Source organism: Paraburkholderia phenoliruptrix (assembly GCF_902859825.1).
Classification (GTDB): domain Bacteria; phylum Pseudomonadota; class Gammaproteobacteria; order Burkholderiales; family Burkholderiaceae; genus Paraburkholderia; species Paraburkholderia phenoliruptrix.
Genome location: NZ_CADIKB010000008.1, coordinates 1 through 15,752, shown reverse-complemented (window position 1 = coordinate 15,752; position 15,752 = coordinate 1). Strand labels below are relative to the sequence as shown.

General features: G+C 63.6%; 12 protein-coding genes and 1 pseudogene. 10 read left to right on the top strand and 3 right to left on the bottom strand.

What is annotated here, in order from left to right:
• Nucleotides 1-189: 189 nt before the first annotated feature.
• On the top strand, nt 190-708 hold the full coding sequence (locus HV711_RS11085) for a GNAT family N-acetyltransferase (protein WP_035479616.1): 519 nt from the start codon (nt 190-192) through the stop codon (nt 706-708).
• Nucleotides 709-909: 201 nt separating this feature from the next.
• Here HV711_RS11085 and HV711_RS11080 read toward each other — a convergent pair whose 3' ends face one another.
• The 3 genes and pseudogenes from HV711_RS11080 to HV711_RS11070 all read right to left on the bottom strand — a co-directional run bounded on the left by HV711_RS11080 (nt 910) and on the right by HV711_RS11070 (nt 5,055).
• Complete coding sequence (locus HV711_RS11080; RefSeq protein WP_052814406.1) at nt 910-2,961, bottom strand: ParB/RepB/Spo0J family partition protein; 2,052 nt, start codon at nt 2,959-2,961, stop codon at nt 910-912.
• Between the two features lie 119 nt (nt 2,962-3,080).
• A pseudogene (locus HV711_RS11075) lies at nt 3,081-3,884 on the bottom strand (DUF932 domain-containing protein); the annotation flags it as partial.
• A gap of 778 nt (nt 3,885-4,662) precedes the next feature.
• Entirely contained in the window at nt 4,663-5,055 is a 393-nt protein-coding gene (locus HV711_RS11070) for a hypothetical protein (protein ID WP_035483964.1), read from the bottom strand.
• 446 nt (nt 5,056-5,501) lie between these two features.
• Between HV711_RS11070 and HV711_RS11065 the strand changes: the two genes are divergently transcribed.
• From HV711_RS11065 to HV711_RS11025, 9 genes are all read left to right on the top strand, one after another.
• Entirely contained in the window at nt 5,502-6,593 is a 1,092-nt protein-coding gene (locus HV711_RS11065; RefSeq protein WP_035483961.1) for a hypothetical protein, read from the top strand.
• Entirely contained in the window at nt 6,593-7,504 is a 912-nt protein-coding gene (locus HV711_RS11060; protein WP_035483958.1) for a nucleotidyl transferase AbiEii/AbiGii toxin family protein, read from the top strand. The genes HV711_RS11065 and HV711_RS11060 overlap by 1 nt, the downstream gene beginning before the upstream one ends.
• Nucleotides 7,501-8,418: a restriction endonuclease gene (locus HV711_RS11055; RefSeq protein WP_035483956.1), complete on the top strand. Its 918-nt coding sequence runs from the start codon at nt 7,501-7,503 to the stop codon at nt 8,416-8,418. Before HV711_RS11060 ends, HV711_RS11055 begins: the two co-directional genes overlap by 4 nt.
• Nucleotides 8,419-8,475: 57 nt before the next feature.
• On the top strand, nt 8,476-9,084 hold the full coding sequence (locus HV711_RS11050) for a poly-gamma-glutamate hydrolase family protein (protein ID WP_051224672.1): 609 nt from the start codon (nt 8,476-8,478) through the stop codon (nt 9,082-9,084).
• A complete protein-coding gene (qatA, locus tag HV711_RS11045) occupies nt 9,081-11,015 on the top strand; it encodes a Qat anti-phage system ATPase QatA (RefSeq protein ID WP_035483953.1) in 1,935 nt (644 codons plus the stop codon). Before HV711_RS11050 ends, qatA begins: the two co-directional genes overlap by 4 nt.
• Nucleotides 10,904-11,899 (top strand): Qat anti-phage system associated protein QatB, encoded by a 996-nt coding sequence (gene qatB, locus HV711_RS33940; RefSeq protein WP_308727937.1) that lies wholly within the window; start codon nt 10,904-10,906, stop codon nt 11,897-11,899. The genes qatA and qatB overlap by 112 nt, the downstream gene beginning before the upstream one ends.
• Entirely contained in the window at nt 11,896-13,263 is a 1,368-nt protein-coding gene (qatC, locus tag HV711_RS11035; protein ID WP_035483948.1) for a Qat anti-phage system QueC-like protein QatC, read from the top strand. Before qatB ends, qatC begins: the two co-directional genes overlap by 4 nt.
• A gap of 13 nt (nt 13,264-13,276) precedes the next feature.
• Nucleotides 13,277-14,026 carry a Qat anti-phage system TatD family nuclease QatD gene (gene qatD / locus HV711_RS11030; protein ID WP_035483945.1) on the top strand — a complete coding sequence of 250 codons (750 nt, stop codon included), beginning with the start codon at nt 13,277-13,279 and terminating at the stop codon, nt 14,024-14,026.
• A gap of 129 nt (nt 14,027-14,155) precedes the next feature.
• Nucleotides 14,156-15,712: an ATP-dependent nuclease gene (locus tag HV711_RS11025; protein ID WP_244142693.1), complete on the top strand. Its 1,557-nt coding sequence runs from the start codon at nt 14,156-14,158 to the stop codon at nt 15,710-15,712.
• The last annotated feature ends 40 nt before the right edge of the window (nt 15,713-15,752 follow it).

Sequence of the window (15,752 nt, the reverse complement as noted above, 5' to 3'; positions counted from 1 at the left end):
TAGCCCGCAGGACTTTCCCCTGGAGGCAAGCGAAGCGCGCAGCGCCGCAGACGCGAAGGCGTGAGGGATTGAAGCCGAATGGCCGTGACGGCAAAGGCGGCACGGGGCGCAGCCCGAAAGCCCGGCGGCGCAGTGCGCCGACACGCCCAGGCCGTTCTATATTTTCAGGAAGCAATCGAAGACAAGCCCATGACCCTCCAGCTCCGACACGAAACCCCGGACGACATTGCCGCCATCGAGGCCGTGACCATCGCCGCGTTCGCTGATGCACCACACACCAGCCACACCGAGCAATTCATCGTGCGCGCCTTGCGTGCCGCCAACGAACTGACGCTTTCCATCGTGGCCGAAGAATATGGGCGCGTCGTCGATCACGTCGCGCTGTCGCCAGTAACGATCACCCATGAGCACGGGCGAAAGACCGAGGGCTGGTATGGGTTGGGGCCGATCTCCGTCCTGCCGCCAAGGCAGGGGCAAGGCATCGGTTCGCGCCTGATGGAACAGGCGCTGTCTGAACTGCGGGCTATGCAGGCCGCAGGCTGCGTGCTGCTGGGCGATCCAACGTACTACACGCGCTTTGGCTTCCAGGCCCATGCGGGCTTGCAACTGCCGGGCGTGCCGCCCGGCTATTTCATGGCGCTGGCCCTGCATGGGACAGTGCCGGAAGGCATCGCGCACTACAGCGATGCCTTCAACGCCGCCGCCTGAGCCAGCGCGAAGGCGGCGGCGTTCTAATTCGGCTATTGAACACCGGGCGCGGCGACTGTCGCACCCGGATTTCGCGTCCACCGCGCCCAGGGCGGAACGGCCTGGGCGCGGTGCTGATCGCGGTTATTCCTTCGTCTCGATGCGCCACCACACAAAGCGAAGCGCCCCGGTCGAGGCCGGGGCGCTTGCCTTCGGCGCGGGTCAAGCGGCCAGTGCCTCGGCGGGGTCATCCGCCATTGCCTCGGTATCCTCCGGGGCATCCTGCTCCGGGCCTTCTTCCTGCGCGGCCTCCTGCGGGCCTTCGGCCTTGAAGATGGCGGGCATCCAGCCGGTGCCATCGGCCAGCCGCTCGGCCTCGCTGGCAATGTCGGCCTTCTTGAGCTTCGCCAGCCGGGTGACGGATTCCGGTGCAAACGCGCCCACGGCATCCAGAATCACGGCCTTGGAAACGTGCTTGAAGTAGCCTTCTGCGGTCGGCTTCCACCATGCGGCCATGTCGAGGCCCACGGCCTGCGCCAGTTCCTTGCCGGGCTGGTGCGGCGTGGCACGGGGCGTCACCACGTCCACCGTGGAAGCCACGCACACGGCCAGCAGCCGCACCAGTTCGTCTTGCGACTTCGCCAGCAGCGCGGCGAACAGTTCGGCGCCGTCCTCCGGCAAGGCTTCACCGGCTACCTGTTGCAGTTCGCGCAGCGCCACGGCGGCAGGCGATTCCGGCCAGTCCGGGGCCATGCCTTCCAGCCGGTCTTGCGCCGTGAGGCGCACGCCCAGCGGCAGGTCGTGGCCGTAGTGGCTTTCCTGCAAGACGGTCTGCACCATGCCATGCACCAGCGCGGCCAGCGCGACGTGCGGATGCCGTGCGACTTCGATTTGCAGCGCCGCCGTGCGGTGGGCGCTCAACCGCTGCGCGAGCCGGTCGGACAGGCTCGCGGCCTTGGGCGCGTCGTCGGTGTCCTCGTGCTCGTCGTCGGCGGCTTCGCCTTCGGCACTGCCGAAACCGCGCCGCAGCTTTTCCAGCGTGCGCAGCGCCTTGGCCTCGGCTTCGCGCAGCAAGCCGCGATGAATGACGGCCTCGCCGTTGCGGTCGATGGTGACGATGGCACCGGCCACCTCGCGCACCTCGGGGGCATAGCCTTGCAAGGCGTCCTCCGCGTCTTGCAGTTCGCCGACCACCTGATCGCGCCGCTGTTCCAGTTTCTCGGCCTTGGCCTCGTCCTCGGCGTCGCAGGCTTCTTCCAGTTCGGCGTCGATCTTGTCGAGGCGGGTTTGCAGCGAGGCAATGCGGCGGGCCTCGCGGGTGGTCGGCTCGCGGCGATGGCGCGGGGCATTCTGGAAAGCCTGCCGTTCCTCGTAGGCCAGATGCGGCACGGCCTCCACCCATGCCCAGCCCTCGGCGCGCACGTCCTCGGCCAGCGTTGCCAGCTTGTCGCGTACCAGCGTTTCCAGCACTGCGGTATCGGTGAGGTAGGTTCCGGCATCGCCTTCCGCGAACAGGTCGCGGCGGATGCCGCCGCCTGCCTGCCGGTAGGCGTCCAGCCCGACGAAGCGCACCAGCGCGTGCGCAGCGTCGATTTCGCGCTCGGTCAGGCGCTCGCGCAGCTTGGACGGGCTGCGCTGCCATTCCGGCGCACCATAGAACGCGGCTTCCTGCGCGGCGTGGTCGTCGGTGATGGTCAAGGCCATCAACTGTTCCAGCGTGACGCCTCCGGCCCGGTAATCGGCCATGAGGCGCGGCGAGACGTTCGCCAGCTTCAAGCGGCGCTGTACCACCAGCGGGGACACGCCGAAGTCGGCGGCAATGTCCTCGATGGGGCGTCCTTCCTTGACCAGCGCGGCGAAGGCCGCGAACTGGTCGGCGGGGTGCATGTTCTCGCGCTGCACGTTCTCGGCGAGGCTCACGGTACGGGCCGAAGCATCCGCCACTAGCAGGCACGGCACTTCGTAGTCGGCGGCGATGCGCTTCTTCTTTGCCAGCAGCTTCAAGGCGGTCAGGCGGCGGTCGCCTGCGACGACTTCGTATTGCTCGCCATCGGCGGCGAGGATGACGATCAGGTTTTGCAGCAGGCCGATGCGGGCAATGCTCGCGGCCAGTTCGGGGATGGACTGGCGTGGGGTCGTGCGGACGTTGCGCTTGGAGCGGCGCGGCAGCAACTGCGAGAGGGGAACCAAGATCAGGTTCTTGGTCGGGTCGGCCACTTCCAGCGGCGCGGCGGCTTCGATGGCGACGGCTTCGGTTTTGAGTATGGCGTTCATGGTGATAACTCCTATCGGTTCAGGGATGCAGCAGCGAGAGAAGCGGCAAGGGCTGCTGCCTGCCCCTGCCGGGTTGGGAAGCAAGGGGGATTCAGGCTTTCAACTGGCGCAGGCCATCGGCCATCGGCCAGCAGCCGCAGGGCGCGGTTCAGGCGCACGCTCTGGTCGATGCCCTGCACGGGCCGGGTGGTCTGGCGGCGGCCATTCGCGGCGCGGGCGGACAGGCCGCCTTTGGTCAAGTTCTCCTGCGTGCGGTTGAACACGCTCCACAGGTCGCGGCGGTCGTCGTCGTGGCGGCGCGGCATCAGGATTTGCGATTCCGTGATGGGCGCGGGCCTGTCCTCGTCGTACTTCAACGCCAGCGCAGCGCGGGCGAACACTTCCGATTCCCCGGCGTCCAGCGTGATGGCGCGCATGGCATCGCGCGATTCCTGCGCCCGGTCGAAGCCGTGCAGGACTTCGTAAGCGCCTTCGATGACGTGCCCGGCTACGTCGCCCTTGTGCGGCACGCGCACGTCGGCCACGGTGTCGCCGCAGACAAGGCCATTGCTGCAAACGAAGCGGAACATCCCGGCCAGCATCTGATAGCTGCTGGTGCCGTCATGGGAGTTCAGCAGGATGATTTCGTTGGCCTCGCGGCCGTTGATCTGGCTCGCGTGGCGCAGCCGGATCATGTGCTTGGTGTAGTCGCGGCGGTCGTCGTGGCGCACGCGGGTTTGCGTCACCATGAAAGGCTCGAAGCCTTCCCCGCGCAGTTCTTGCAGCACAGTCGCGGTGGGGATGTAGCTGTACCGCTCGGAGCGGCTTTCGTGCGGTGCCTCGGCGAAGATCGACGGGGCCACGGCCCGGATTTGGTCATCGGACAAGGGACGTTCCGAACGCAGCACCGGGGAGCGGGAAGCGAAGCGGGATGCGAGTTGCATGGCATTTCTCCTGACAAAGAAAAAAGGGTTTGCTGTTCACCGCACACCGGATTCCTAGATTCGGAAGCCCAGCCTTTCGGCTGTTCGGTGCGGTCGGCACGAGGAACCCGGTTGGCCCTGTTGCCACCGTCTTTCCTGAGTTCATCGCCCGCGACGGTCAGGAGCGCGCGGACGGGGGCCGTCAAGGAGACAAGCGCAGGGTTGGTGCGGCCCGCAGGCGAAGCCGAGGACACGGCCCTGCGCGCCTTGACGGCACACGGCCGCGGGCTACAGTCGCGGACAAGGTGATGAAGTCAGGGAAGACGGCTGGACATGGCAACGGCCATCCCTGTGTGCCGACCGCACGCAAGCGAAGCGCGCAGGCCCGGATCTGGAATCCGGGCCGGAGGCGTCAGCCGAGCGGAGCGAGGGAACGATGGAAGCCCGTCAGGGGCGAGACGCCGCAGGCGGCTCGATGCGCCACGCGCACGACAGCGCGACCGGCCATGTTTCTTGGCCGGGGACGCACAGCCTTCAATGCTTGATGCACAAGCTCATGCGCCCGTCATCGGGAAACAGGTTCGACAGCGACTGCCGTGGTCTGGCCGATCCGGCGCAGCCGGTTCGGCGGTCTTTGAGGGGCGCCAAGCATCGCGCGGCGGGGATAGCCCGCAGGGCTTTCCCCTGGAGGCAAGCGAAGCGCGCAGCGCACCAGGCGCGAAGGTATCGGCAACGAGCGCAGCAGAAAAAAGGTGCGCCGCCCCCGCAGGGACGACGCACCGAAGGCAGCGCGGCGCGATCAGTTCGCCGCCGGCGCCGCCATCGACTGCAACTGGTCGATCACGCCAGGCTCAACGAACACGCAAGCCTGCTCGTCCGCGATCGGCACGTTGAACACCTGCGCGAACACCGTGCGTCGCAGATGGGCCAGGCGGCCCGTGCGATATGCCTGCTCGGGCTTCATGCGCCCGCCGGCCTGCGAGCCGCTGCGCTGCGGATCGCATTCGACCAGCGCGACAAAGCCGTCGTCGGACAGTTTCTGATGCTCGGGGCAAAGCCCCCAGCCGGTTGCCGTATGGCGCTCCATGCTCGCGCGCAGGCGCTTGTCCAACAGGACGGCGCCGGTATCGAACGCCGTGCCGCAAACGAGGCAAACATGCTGTTCGAGGGAAATGTGTGATTTGTCGTTCATGACGATCTCCGGTTGCACGGGCGGAATTGCCCGGAACCGTCGCCAGCACGGCGTAGCGCAGCAGTCAGGGGTCGGAGACGGCCACGGGCCGCAAGCGTGCTGGCACGCGCCGCCCTTGACGGCGAGAACGCCGTGATACGGTGAAGGGACACAGCAAGACCGCCCCCTCACACCACCCCACGCATGCGGGGTTTCCGGTAAGCGGAGCGCGCAGGCCCGGGAGGGCCGGAGGCGTCAGGGGTCAAAGCCGAATGGCCGCGATTCGGCACGAAGCGCAGCCCGCCAGCCCGCCAGCCCGCCGACGGAACGCCGTGACGCCCGACAGGGGGCTCGGCATGGGCTGTAGGCTGCCGTCGCTCTTTCACTGCACAGTAAAAATTGCCATTCGGCTGAATTTTCGGTAGAGTTCGCATATTTACTGAACAGTGAACAAGGCTCCACGCCGCATGTTTGAGTCCACCCTGACTGAACGAGAGTTGATCGCGCGCTTGGTTGACGCCCTGCGGGAGCTACCCGAGGTAGAGGCCGACCTCGCCCAGGAGCCAGCCGCCCAGCACAGCGATCGCGGGTACGACGCCCAGGTCGATTTGCACGTTGCTGGGAAGCCCTTCGTCCTGTTGCTTGAAGCCAAGAAGGTCGTCTTTCCGCGAGATGTCCGCCAAGTAATCTGGCAACTCCGGGCGGCGAGCCACGGGAGGCCCACCGGGCAGCGGGAGAACCCCTTGCCACTCCTCGTCGCCGAGTCCATCTCCCCCGGCGCGAAGGAACTGCTCAGAAGCGAGCGCGTCGGCTACTACGACAGCGGCGGCAGCCTGTACCTACCCGCCCCCGGTGCGTACCTCTATATCGACAAGCCGCCCCCCAAAGCCCTGGCGAAGTCGGTGCGGACGCTGTTCACCGGGCGACGTGCCCAGGTGCTTCACGCCCTGCTGGTGCGGCATCAGAAGTGGTTCGGCGTCACCGAGTTGGCACAGCAGGCGACGGTGTCGCCCGCCACCGCCTCCCAAGTGCTGACCGAACTGGAGCGCTTCGACTGGCTGGTAGCGCGTGGGCAAGGCCCGGGGAAGGAGCGCCACCTTCGCGAGCCGGCGGCCTTGCTGGACGCATGGGCCAAGCAGCTCGCCACCATCCGTCCGTCACCTGTGCGGCGGTACTACGTGCCGGGCACGAAGGCAGACACGCTGGCGACGCGAATCGGCCAGGTCTTCGACGCGCACGAGGTCCAGTACGCGATCAGCCACGAAGCCGCCGCGCAGCGCTATGCGCCGTTCATTTCTCATGTCTCCCAAGTGCGGGTGCGCGTGCTGATCGGCGCGAACGCCGATGCCGCGATCGGTGACCTGGACGCGCGTGTCGTCAATGAGGGCGCCAATTTGGGGGTCATCGAAGCCAAGTCGTCAGGCGAACTGCTGTTTCGCGAGCAGATCGACGGCCTATGGCTGGCGAGCCCAATTCAGATCTATCTCGACCTGCTGCGTGGCGAAGGCCGCTCCAAGGAAATGGCCGAGCACTTCCGCAAAGAAAGGATCGGCTTCTGATGGCCAAGCCCGCAACGCTCGACGGCTACAGCGACCAGTACACCGTGGACTGCGAACGTGTCCTCGTGACGCTGCTGCGCGGTCTCGGACCGTGGAAGGATTCGGTCTACCTGGTCGGCGGGCTCACGCCGCGGTATCTCGTCGCCGCACGGCCACCCGCGGTGCCGGCGCACGCCGGCACGCTGGATGTGGACATCGTGATCGATTTGCAAATCCTGGCCGACACCGAGGCCTATCACACGCTGGAGGACAACCTCAAGAAGATGGGCTTCGAGCGTGCCGAGAACGAAGCCGGGAAGAAGCTCTCGTGGCGTTGGCAGACCCGCACCGAGCATGGTGCGCTGATGGTGCTGGAACTGCTGGCGGATGCGCCGGACCTCGTTGGCGGCAAGGTACAACCGCTGCCGACCGAAGGGACGATCTCGGCCCTGAACATCCCGCACTCGTCCATCGTCTTCGACCTGTACCAAGTCACCGAGATCCAGGCCGAACTGCTGGGCGGCAACGGCATCGCCACCGAGAAGATCAAGCACGCCAATCTCGTCAGCTTCACCTGCTTGAAGTCCTTCGCGTTCGATCAGCGCTTCGAGCGCAAGGACGCGCACGACCTGGTCTATTGCATCGAGCACGCGCCCGAGGGCATGGCCGCCGTGGCCGAAGCCTTCCGCAACGAGCGGCGCGGCAAGCACGGTGCCGTCATCGAGGCCTCGCTGGTGATCCTGCGCAGCCGTTTCACGGGCGACGAGAAAACCGAGGGCTATCGCAAGGATGGCCCCGTATCGGTCGCCAGGTTCGAGCTCGGTGAAAGCGACGAGCCAGATCTGCGCGAAGCACGGGCACTGCGGCAGCGGCAGGCCAGTGACGTGATAGAGCAACTGCTGGCCAGGATCGATCAAGGGTCAGCGACATGAGCTTTCCCGCTGACATCAAAGGCTGTATGAAGGACTGCATCCTGTCCCTGTTCTGGCCACGCAAGGATATCGTGGGCTTCTTCGAGAAGCACGGATGCACGAAGGCGGAGATCGCGCCTTTGCAGCTCGAGGGCGAGCATGCGCTCAAGCGGCATGAAGTGGTCGATGCTCTGTTCTCCGCACTCGCAGCACGTTCTGACAACGGCCTTGGCCCGTTCCGGGCGATGCTGCAATCGCTACTGAGCTGGTCGCATTTCGACCCGTACTACTTCGACAAGCTACGCAAGCTGGACCGCAACACAGCCAACAAGAATCTGGAGCATCTCCGCCAACTGCAGGAAATTCGAGACGCCAAGATCAAGGCCGATCGCGAGCGCAGAGCTGCACAGGAGGCAGCTCGCCAGCAACCCACGGCGTCGCTCGATCAACTGCGCGCCGAATACCTCGATCTCCTCGCCGACAAGACCTCACGGCAGCAGCGCGGGTACGCGCTGGAACGGATCTTGGCCGAGTTGTCACGCCTCTCTCATCTGGAGGCCACCGAGGCTTTCCGCGTAAACGGAGAGCAGGTCGATGGCGCAGTGAAGTTCGACGGGGAACACTATCTGATTGAAGCGAAGTGGCAGGAACGGTCTGCAAGCAACGAGCCCGTCTACCAGTTTGCCGGCAAAGTGGCGGGCAAACTATACGGACGCGGCCTGTTCATTTCAGTGAATGGCTTTAGTTCAGAGGTTATTCGCAGCCTCGTAATGGGCAAGGAAATTCAAACGCTATTCATCGACGGCGAGGATCTGATCTTGGTACTGGAAGGGCACCTGAGTTTGCGGGAGATGATCGATCGCAAAGTCAAGGCGGCACAAACCAAAGGGCTCATCTACGTCCATCCCATATCCGGTGCCGAGAAGAAGCTCTGAGATGCAGGCGATCGCTATGTCACCCAAGAACCTGTCAAAGATCCACTGGAATCAAGAATGAGCAGCCTCGCCTCCAGCTATAGGGGCTATGCCGATCTAGCCAAAGCCCAAGCCGAAGGTGAGGACTACAGAGTGCTTGTGCGTCCGGTCGCGGCGTCGTCGATCGCTGTCATTGCGCCACATGGAGGAAGGATCGAGCAGTACACGTCGGACATCGCCTGCGGCGTTGCTGGAGGAGACTTCAATCTCTACTCCTTTGAAGGAATTAGGCAGTCCGGCAACTATTCAACGTTGCATCTGACAAGCCATCGGTTCGACGAGCCGCGTTGTTTGGAACTCCTGTCCAAGTGCGATTACGTCGTTGCGATTCACGGATGCGGCGGCGATGATCAACGAGTTCTTCTCGGCGGGCTTGATGGACCTTTGAAGCTGGCGATCAGAGAAGCGATGCATGGGATCGGAGTCGATGCCCAAAGCGAGGATCACCCGTTTCCCGCCACAGACCCGAAGAACATTTGCAATCGGGGACGACGCGGCATCGGTGTGCAGCTCGAACTGACAATAGGACTCAGGCTGCACGGACCACGCGACGCGATATGCAAGGCGATCCGCTCGGTGCTGATGGCGTTGCCGAACGCGGACCGAGGAAGAGGACAAGGGAAATGATCCTGACCGACAACGAAACCAAAGTCGACCTGCTGAACAACGAGGCCATCGCTGCCACGATCGTCGGGCTGCTTCGTGCCAAGCCCGATCATCCGGTGACGATCGGCGTGCACGGCGACTGGGGGGCGGGCAAGTCCAGCGTGCTCGAAATGATCGAGGCGGGCTTTGCAGACAAGAACGATGTCCTGTGCCTCAAATTCAATGGGTGGCGTTTTCAAGGCTTTGAGGACGCGAAGATAGCTCTGATCGAAGGGATCGTCACGGGCCTGGTCGAGAAACGACCAGCGTTGAACAAGGCGGCTGTGGCCGTCAAGGATGTCTTCCGCCGCATCGACTGGCTGAAGGTCGCCAAGAGAGCCGGTGGTTTGGCCTTGACCGCCTTCACGGGAATCCCGACGCCCGAGCAAATCGGAGCCGTCGTCGGCTCGCTCGAAGCGCTGGTGGCAGACCCCGCCAAGCTCGTGACAAAAGAGAACATCTCGACGGCCATCGATGAGGCCAAGGCCCTGCTGAAGCCGGACGAGTCCAAGAATGTGCCGGAGGAAGTGGAGGCGTTCCGCAAGGCGTTCGACCAGCTCTTGAAAGACGCAGGCATCAAGCAGCTCGTTGTCCTGATCGATGACCTCGACCGTTGCCTGCCCGACACCGCCATTGAAACGCTCGAAGCCATCCGGCTGTTCGTGTTCACGGCGCGGACGGCGTTCGTCGTCGCGGCCGACGAGGCGATGATCGAGTACGCGGTGCGCAAACACTTCCCCGATCTGCCCGACAGCACCGGCCCGCGCGACTACGCCCGCAACTATCTCGAAAAGCTCATCCAGGTTCCGTTCCGCATCCCGGCTTTGGGAGAGGCCGAGACGCGGATCTACGTCACGCTGTTGCTAACCGGCGCCGAGATCGGCGAGAACGACGCAGACTATGGGAAGCTGATCGCCGTCGCTAGGGAAAAGCTGAAGCGGCCTTGGACCAGCGGCGGTCTGGACGTAGCGACTGTCAAGGCGACACTCGGCAAGCAGGCCGAGAAGGCGAACAATGCGCTTGCGCTCAGCGACCAGATCGGTCCCATCCTGGCCAGTGGTACGAAGGGCAACCCGAGACAGATCAAGCGCTTTCTCAACACGCTGTTGTTGCGCGAGCGCACCGCGATCGCACGCGGTTTCGGCGACGACATCAAGCTCCCCGTGCTTGCGAAGCTCATGCTCGCGGAGCGCTTCATCCCGAGGTTGTTCGAGCAGATCGCGTTCGTTGCGGCGGTCCATCCGCAAGGGCTGTGCGAAGACCTGGAAGCGCTGGAAACGGGTTTGGCGACGGCTGGTGACAAAGAGAGTGAGCCCAAGGGACATAAGACCAGCGAGCCCCCGCCCGCACCCGACAGCGCCGTGTTGACCGAGTGGAAGTCGCTGGAGACGGTGCGCGACTGGGCGCACCTTTCGCCGAAGCTGTCGGGGCTCGATCTGCGCCCCTACCTGTTCGTGACAAAGGACAAGAAGGACTACTTCGGCCCGGTGTCTGTGTTGGGTCACTTGGCTGGCGTGGTGGAGAAGCTGTTCGGGGGCAAGATGACCGTCCAAGGCTACGACGCCGAGTTGAAGCAGCTCGTGCAGCCCGAAGCCGAGAAGGTGTTTGAGGCCGTGCGCAGCAAGATCATGAGCACGGGAGCCTTCGACACCAGGCCGGCGGGTGTCGAAGGCCTCGTTGTCCTCGTAAAGGCCCAGCCCGGCCTTCAGACCCGCTTGATGGATTTCCTGGAGGCACTGCCAAGCGGCAAGTGCGGGCCTTGGGCGGTCAGCGGCTGGCAGGGTGTCATCAAAGACACCGAATGTGCCACGCGCCTGACGAAGCTGCTGGGAGACTGGGGCAAGGTCACCAACAACCCCGGCCTCAAGGCAAGCGCCGAAGCAGTGCTCAGGGATCTGAAGGGAGGCCGTTGATGGGAACCTCGACAGCTTACGGCGGCCCTGGCGGCGGAACACCGCTTGTTCCTTCATGGCTGGGCGACGCCGGTGGCGGTGACGCTCCTGCTGCCCCTCCGGGCAATGGGGCAGGTCCGGACGGCCAGGCGCCCGCGGATGGTACTGCGCCACCGGTGCCGCCGAACCGCCCGCCCATTCCCCGGACTGCGGACCCGCAACGCTTCGCCGGTGCTCGCTCTAACCTCACACGATTCGCGGGCTCCGGCGGTAGCGACCGGGCCAGCCTGGGCCGCGCCGTCTCAAGGTACGTCTCGACGTCCGCCGGGGGCGCGCGCCAGGCTGCCCAACGCATGGGCGCCTCTCGGGGTTCCGGCGCGCGGCTCCTCGGCTTCCTGACCGATGCGCAAACGCGGGGTGTGCGCGAGGCGTTGCGAGCGCTGGACCTGGAATCGTTGGCGGGTCGCCCGATCACCGAAATTTTCGTGGGCCTGGCCGACTACATCTGTCCGGGCGCGGGAACGGTTGACGAAGGCATCGCCCGCGAGGCCTACATCGAAACCATCGTTGAACTGGCGAGTGAAGGTCTCACCGACCTTGCCACGTTCACCCCGGATCAGATGCAGACGGTTTTCGAGCTGTATGCCACCCATGCGATCGAGGCGCGCATCTGCAACGACATCGGCACCAAGGCCGTGACCATGCCAGCGGACGCGCAGGCTGCACACCGCGTCGAGCAGCAGTTGCGCGACTTCATCCGAGGCGGGGTAAGCGACGCGGTCACTCGTGCCAGGGCAGAGACACCCAATCTCACGCCCGAACGAATTCAGGGCTTCGTGGACGCAGTGTACGAGTCCGCATTCGCGATCTTGCAGACCTTGGGTGATGCGGAGGCCAATCAATGAAGCGGCAACTCCTGGCTGGCCGTTTCGGCCCTGACGACCACGTTGATGTAACGGTAGGCGCCGATGAGCAGCGAACCTACCTGCAATTGGTCATCGGCGAAAAGTCCTTGGACCACGGTCTCGGTGGCGCGCTCACCAGCCTGAAGAAGATCGGCGTATTCCCCTCGGAGATCGGCATCGACCTGCTGGTGCTGGCAGCTCATGTCCATGCGGCCGACACACGCATCTCTCGTGCCGAGCAGTCACAGGATTCGTGGACGCGCGAAATACGGCTGGTTGTTCCAGTCAGCGATCCAGCTCGCTGGAGCGCAGCAGCACCGACGCTGAAGAAGTCGCTTGACTTCTTGACAGGCGATCGCTGGACGATTGGCTTCAGAGCACGTCCGGCTCGCTTCGCGACGATCGCCCAGACAGTTCCTCCGAGCCTGATCGCTCTCCCCTTTGATTCCGTCAGCCTGTTTTCCGGAGGACTGGACAGCCTGATTGGCGCCATCGACCTGTTGGAGGATGGTGCCACGCCGTTACTGATCAGTCACTTTGGTGAAGGTTCAATCAGCGACGCGCAAGGCAAATTGTTCACGGGTTTGAGAAAGCAGTATGTCAAGTCGTCTTTCGAGCGGCTGCGTGTCGGCATGACCTTCAAGAAAGGTTTGGTGGCCGACGTTGGCTCGGAAGACAGCACGCGCGGCAGGTCGTTCCTGTTCTTCGCACTCGGCGTGTTCGCGGGCACTGGGCTGGGGCACCGCTTTGTACTGCGCGTACCCGAGAATGGTCTGATCGCTCTGAATGTGCCATTGGACCCTTTGCGGCTGGGCTCGAACAGCACTCGAACTACGCATCCTTACTACATGGCAAGGTGGAACGACCTACTCGGCGAACTCGGCATCAACGGCGAAGTTCAGAATCCGTACTGGGACAAGACGAAGGGCGAGATGGCCGCAGCCTGCCGCAACCCGGCCCTCTTGAAGAAGCTGGCGCCAGATTCGTTGTCGTGCTCGTCCCCCGCCAAAGCCCGATGGCTAGGGCATGGCATCGAGCACTGCGGCTACTGTCTGCCATGTCTGATCCGCCGCGCAGCGTTGGAGGCAGCATGGGGTACGGGAAGCGATCCGACGACGTACACCGTATCCGACCTTCACGCCCAGCCGTTGGATACGCGCCAAGCGACCGGAGTACAGGTCAGGTCGTTTCAGTACGCGATCGAGCGCTTGAGGGAAAAACCGCAGCTCGCAAACCTCTTGATTCACAAACCGGGCTCGCTTGCTGAAGAAGCCGAGCATCTGGATGAGCTTGCCGATGTCTATCGGCGCGGCCTTGGCGAAGTTGCGCGGCTCATTGATGGCACCGAGGCGAAACCGAGTTGACGAGGATGCGTGCATGATCTCTTCAACCGGCCTCGTGGACTTCCACTGCCACCTCGATCTCTACCCGGACCATGCCGTGGCAGTTCGGGACGCGGAGGCGGCCGGCGTGTTCACGCTGGCGGTGACGACAACACCGCGCGCCTGGCCTCGCAATCACGAACTCGCGCAGCGAACGAAGCATGTTCGAGCGGCACTGGGGCTGCATCCGCAGTTGGTCGCGGAGCGTGAAAACGAAATCGAATTGTGGGATCGATACCTTGCGGAGACGCGCTACATCGGTGAGGTCGGATTGGACGCCGGCCCCCGGTTCTTCAAGTCACTCGATGCGCAGAAGCGCGTATTCCAGCATGTGTTGCAGCGCTGCGCTCAGGCCGGTGGGAAAGTGATCACGGTCCACAGCATCAGGTCAGCCAAGGCGGTGCTTGATCTTGTCGAGACGCATCTGCCACCCGAGCGCGGCAAGATCGTTCTTCATTGGTTCACCGGGACAAAGAGCGAGGCGAAGCGTGCGCTGGAGTTGGGCTGCTACTTCTCGATCAACGCAGGAATGCTTGGCAATGAGAAACACGCGCCAATGATGCAGACCATCCCGCTGGATCGGATGCTGACGGAAACCGACGGTCCCTTCACTCGCGCCGGCGACAGACCCTCGCAGCCGGCCGATGTGGCGGGCGTAGTGGAGTCGCTGGGCCGTTTGCATGGGCTGCCTGCGACCAATGTGGCCAACCTCGTTCGCGACAACCTACGCGCTTTGCTCGGATAGTTGGAGATCAATGGAGTAGTGGTGGTCGGCCGAACCACGTGTGCTCTCGGAAGCCAATTGTCGTGACACCGACACGACAATCTTGGCTGCCGACCGACTCACGAAACAGGCCGCAGGAGGACATCATCGGTGTATCTGGCACAACTGAGAATATCCAACTTCAGGAAACTACAGAAAGTTGATCTGAGCTTCCAGCCAGGACTGAACGTTCTGGTCGGCTCTAACAACGTCGGCAAGACCGCTGTCGTCGATGCACTGCGTGCGCTGCTTGCGGGGCATGATGAGCCGTACCCTCGCCTCGACAGCGAGGATATGCACCGGCCCAAGGGCGGTGCTCCGGCGGGCGACATCGAGTTCCAGTACGTCTTTCGTGATTTGGACCCGGATGACGAGGCCGATTTCCTGGCGGCGCTGAAGCCCGACGCACTCGGCAAGCTCGAAGCGCATATCACCATCCGTTACTCGGAAGCCGACAAGACGGGAAGGCTGCGTGCCAAGCGCTGGTGTGGCGACCACGAGGACATGGGCTTGACCGCAGACATGATGGAGAACTTGCGCGGTGTCTATCTGCCCCCGCTGCGGGACGCTTCGCAAGGACTCAAGCCCAGTCGCACCAGCCAATTGGCCCGGTTGTTTCAGCTCCTGGCTGACGACGCGGGACGCGATGGCATCAATGACGCGCTGAAGAAGCTCGACGAGGAGTTGAAGAAGCACGAGCCTGTCGTCAACACTCACACAGCCATCAAGAACCGGCACGGTACGATGCTTGGGCCGCAGCTTGCCCAAATTCTGGATCTTGGCCTGAGCGGTAGCGACTTTCAGCGGCTGGCGTCGCGCCTGTCGCTGGTGGTGGACACGTTCGAGATTGAGCAGAACGGGCTCGGCTTCAACAACTTGATCTTCATGGCCGTCGTGCTCAGTGAGCTGGCCAAGAACCCGGAAGCAAGCTATCGAGGCCTGATCATCGAGGAGCCGGAGGCGCACCTGCACCCGCAACTTCAGGCGGTACTGCTGGACTATCTGGGGACTATCAAGGCCGTCGAGGGCGAGAAGCCTGTCCAGTTGTTCGTTACAAGCCACTCCCCCAACTTCGCCAGCATCGCCGATCTCGACAGCCTTGCCTGCCTGGTCGATACGGGGAGCTCCGTGGAGACATTCTTTCCGCGTACGATCGCCTTCGGCAAGGGGAAGCGGGAGAAGCTGGAACGTTACCTCGACGTGACCCGTGCCGAGTTGTTCTTTGCCCGCCGTGTCATCTTCGTCGAAGGTGCGGCCGAGTTGATGCTGGTGAGCGTGTTGGCGGAGAAGTGCGGGCATAGGCTGCGCGAACACGGTGTCAGCCTGATCAGCGTCGAAGGATTGAACTTCGACTCGTTCCTGCCGCTGTTCGGCGAAAAGGCACTGAAGATCCCGGTCGCTGTCATAACAGACGCGGACCCGGTCGGCGAACCCGACGGCGACGGAGAACCGCAGGCGGCCTACCCCGCGCCCGGTACTGCTGTGAAGGTGTCGGACAACACCGCCAAGATGAAGGAAGGCGAGGATACCTTCGTCAAGGTATTCCACGGTCTCAAGACATTCGAATACGACTTGGCCCTGCATGCCGACAACCGTGTGTTACGTCCCGGTCTATTTGAGGATCGGCGGGGGATGTTTGTATCGCGAACGTCGGGAACGAATTTTTGAACTTCACCGCAAAGAGCGCGGGATACAGCGGACGTAAAGA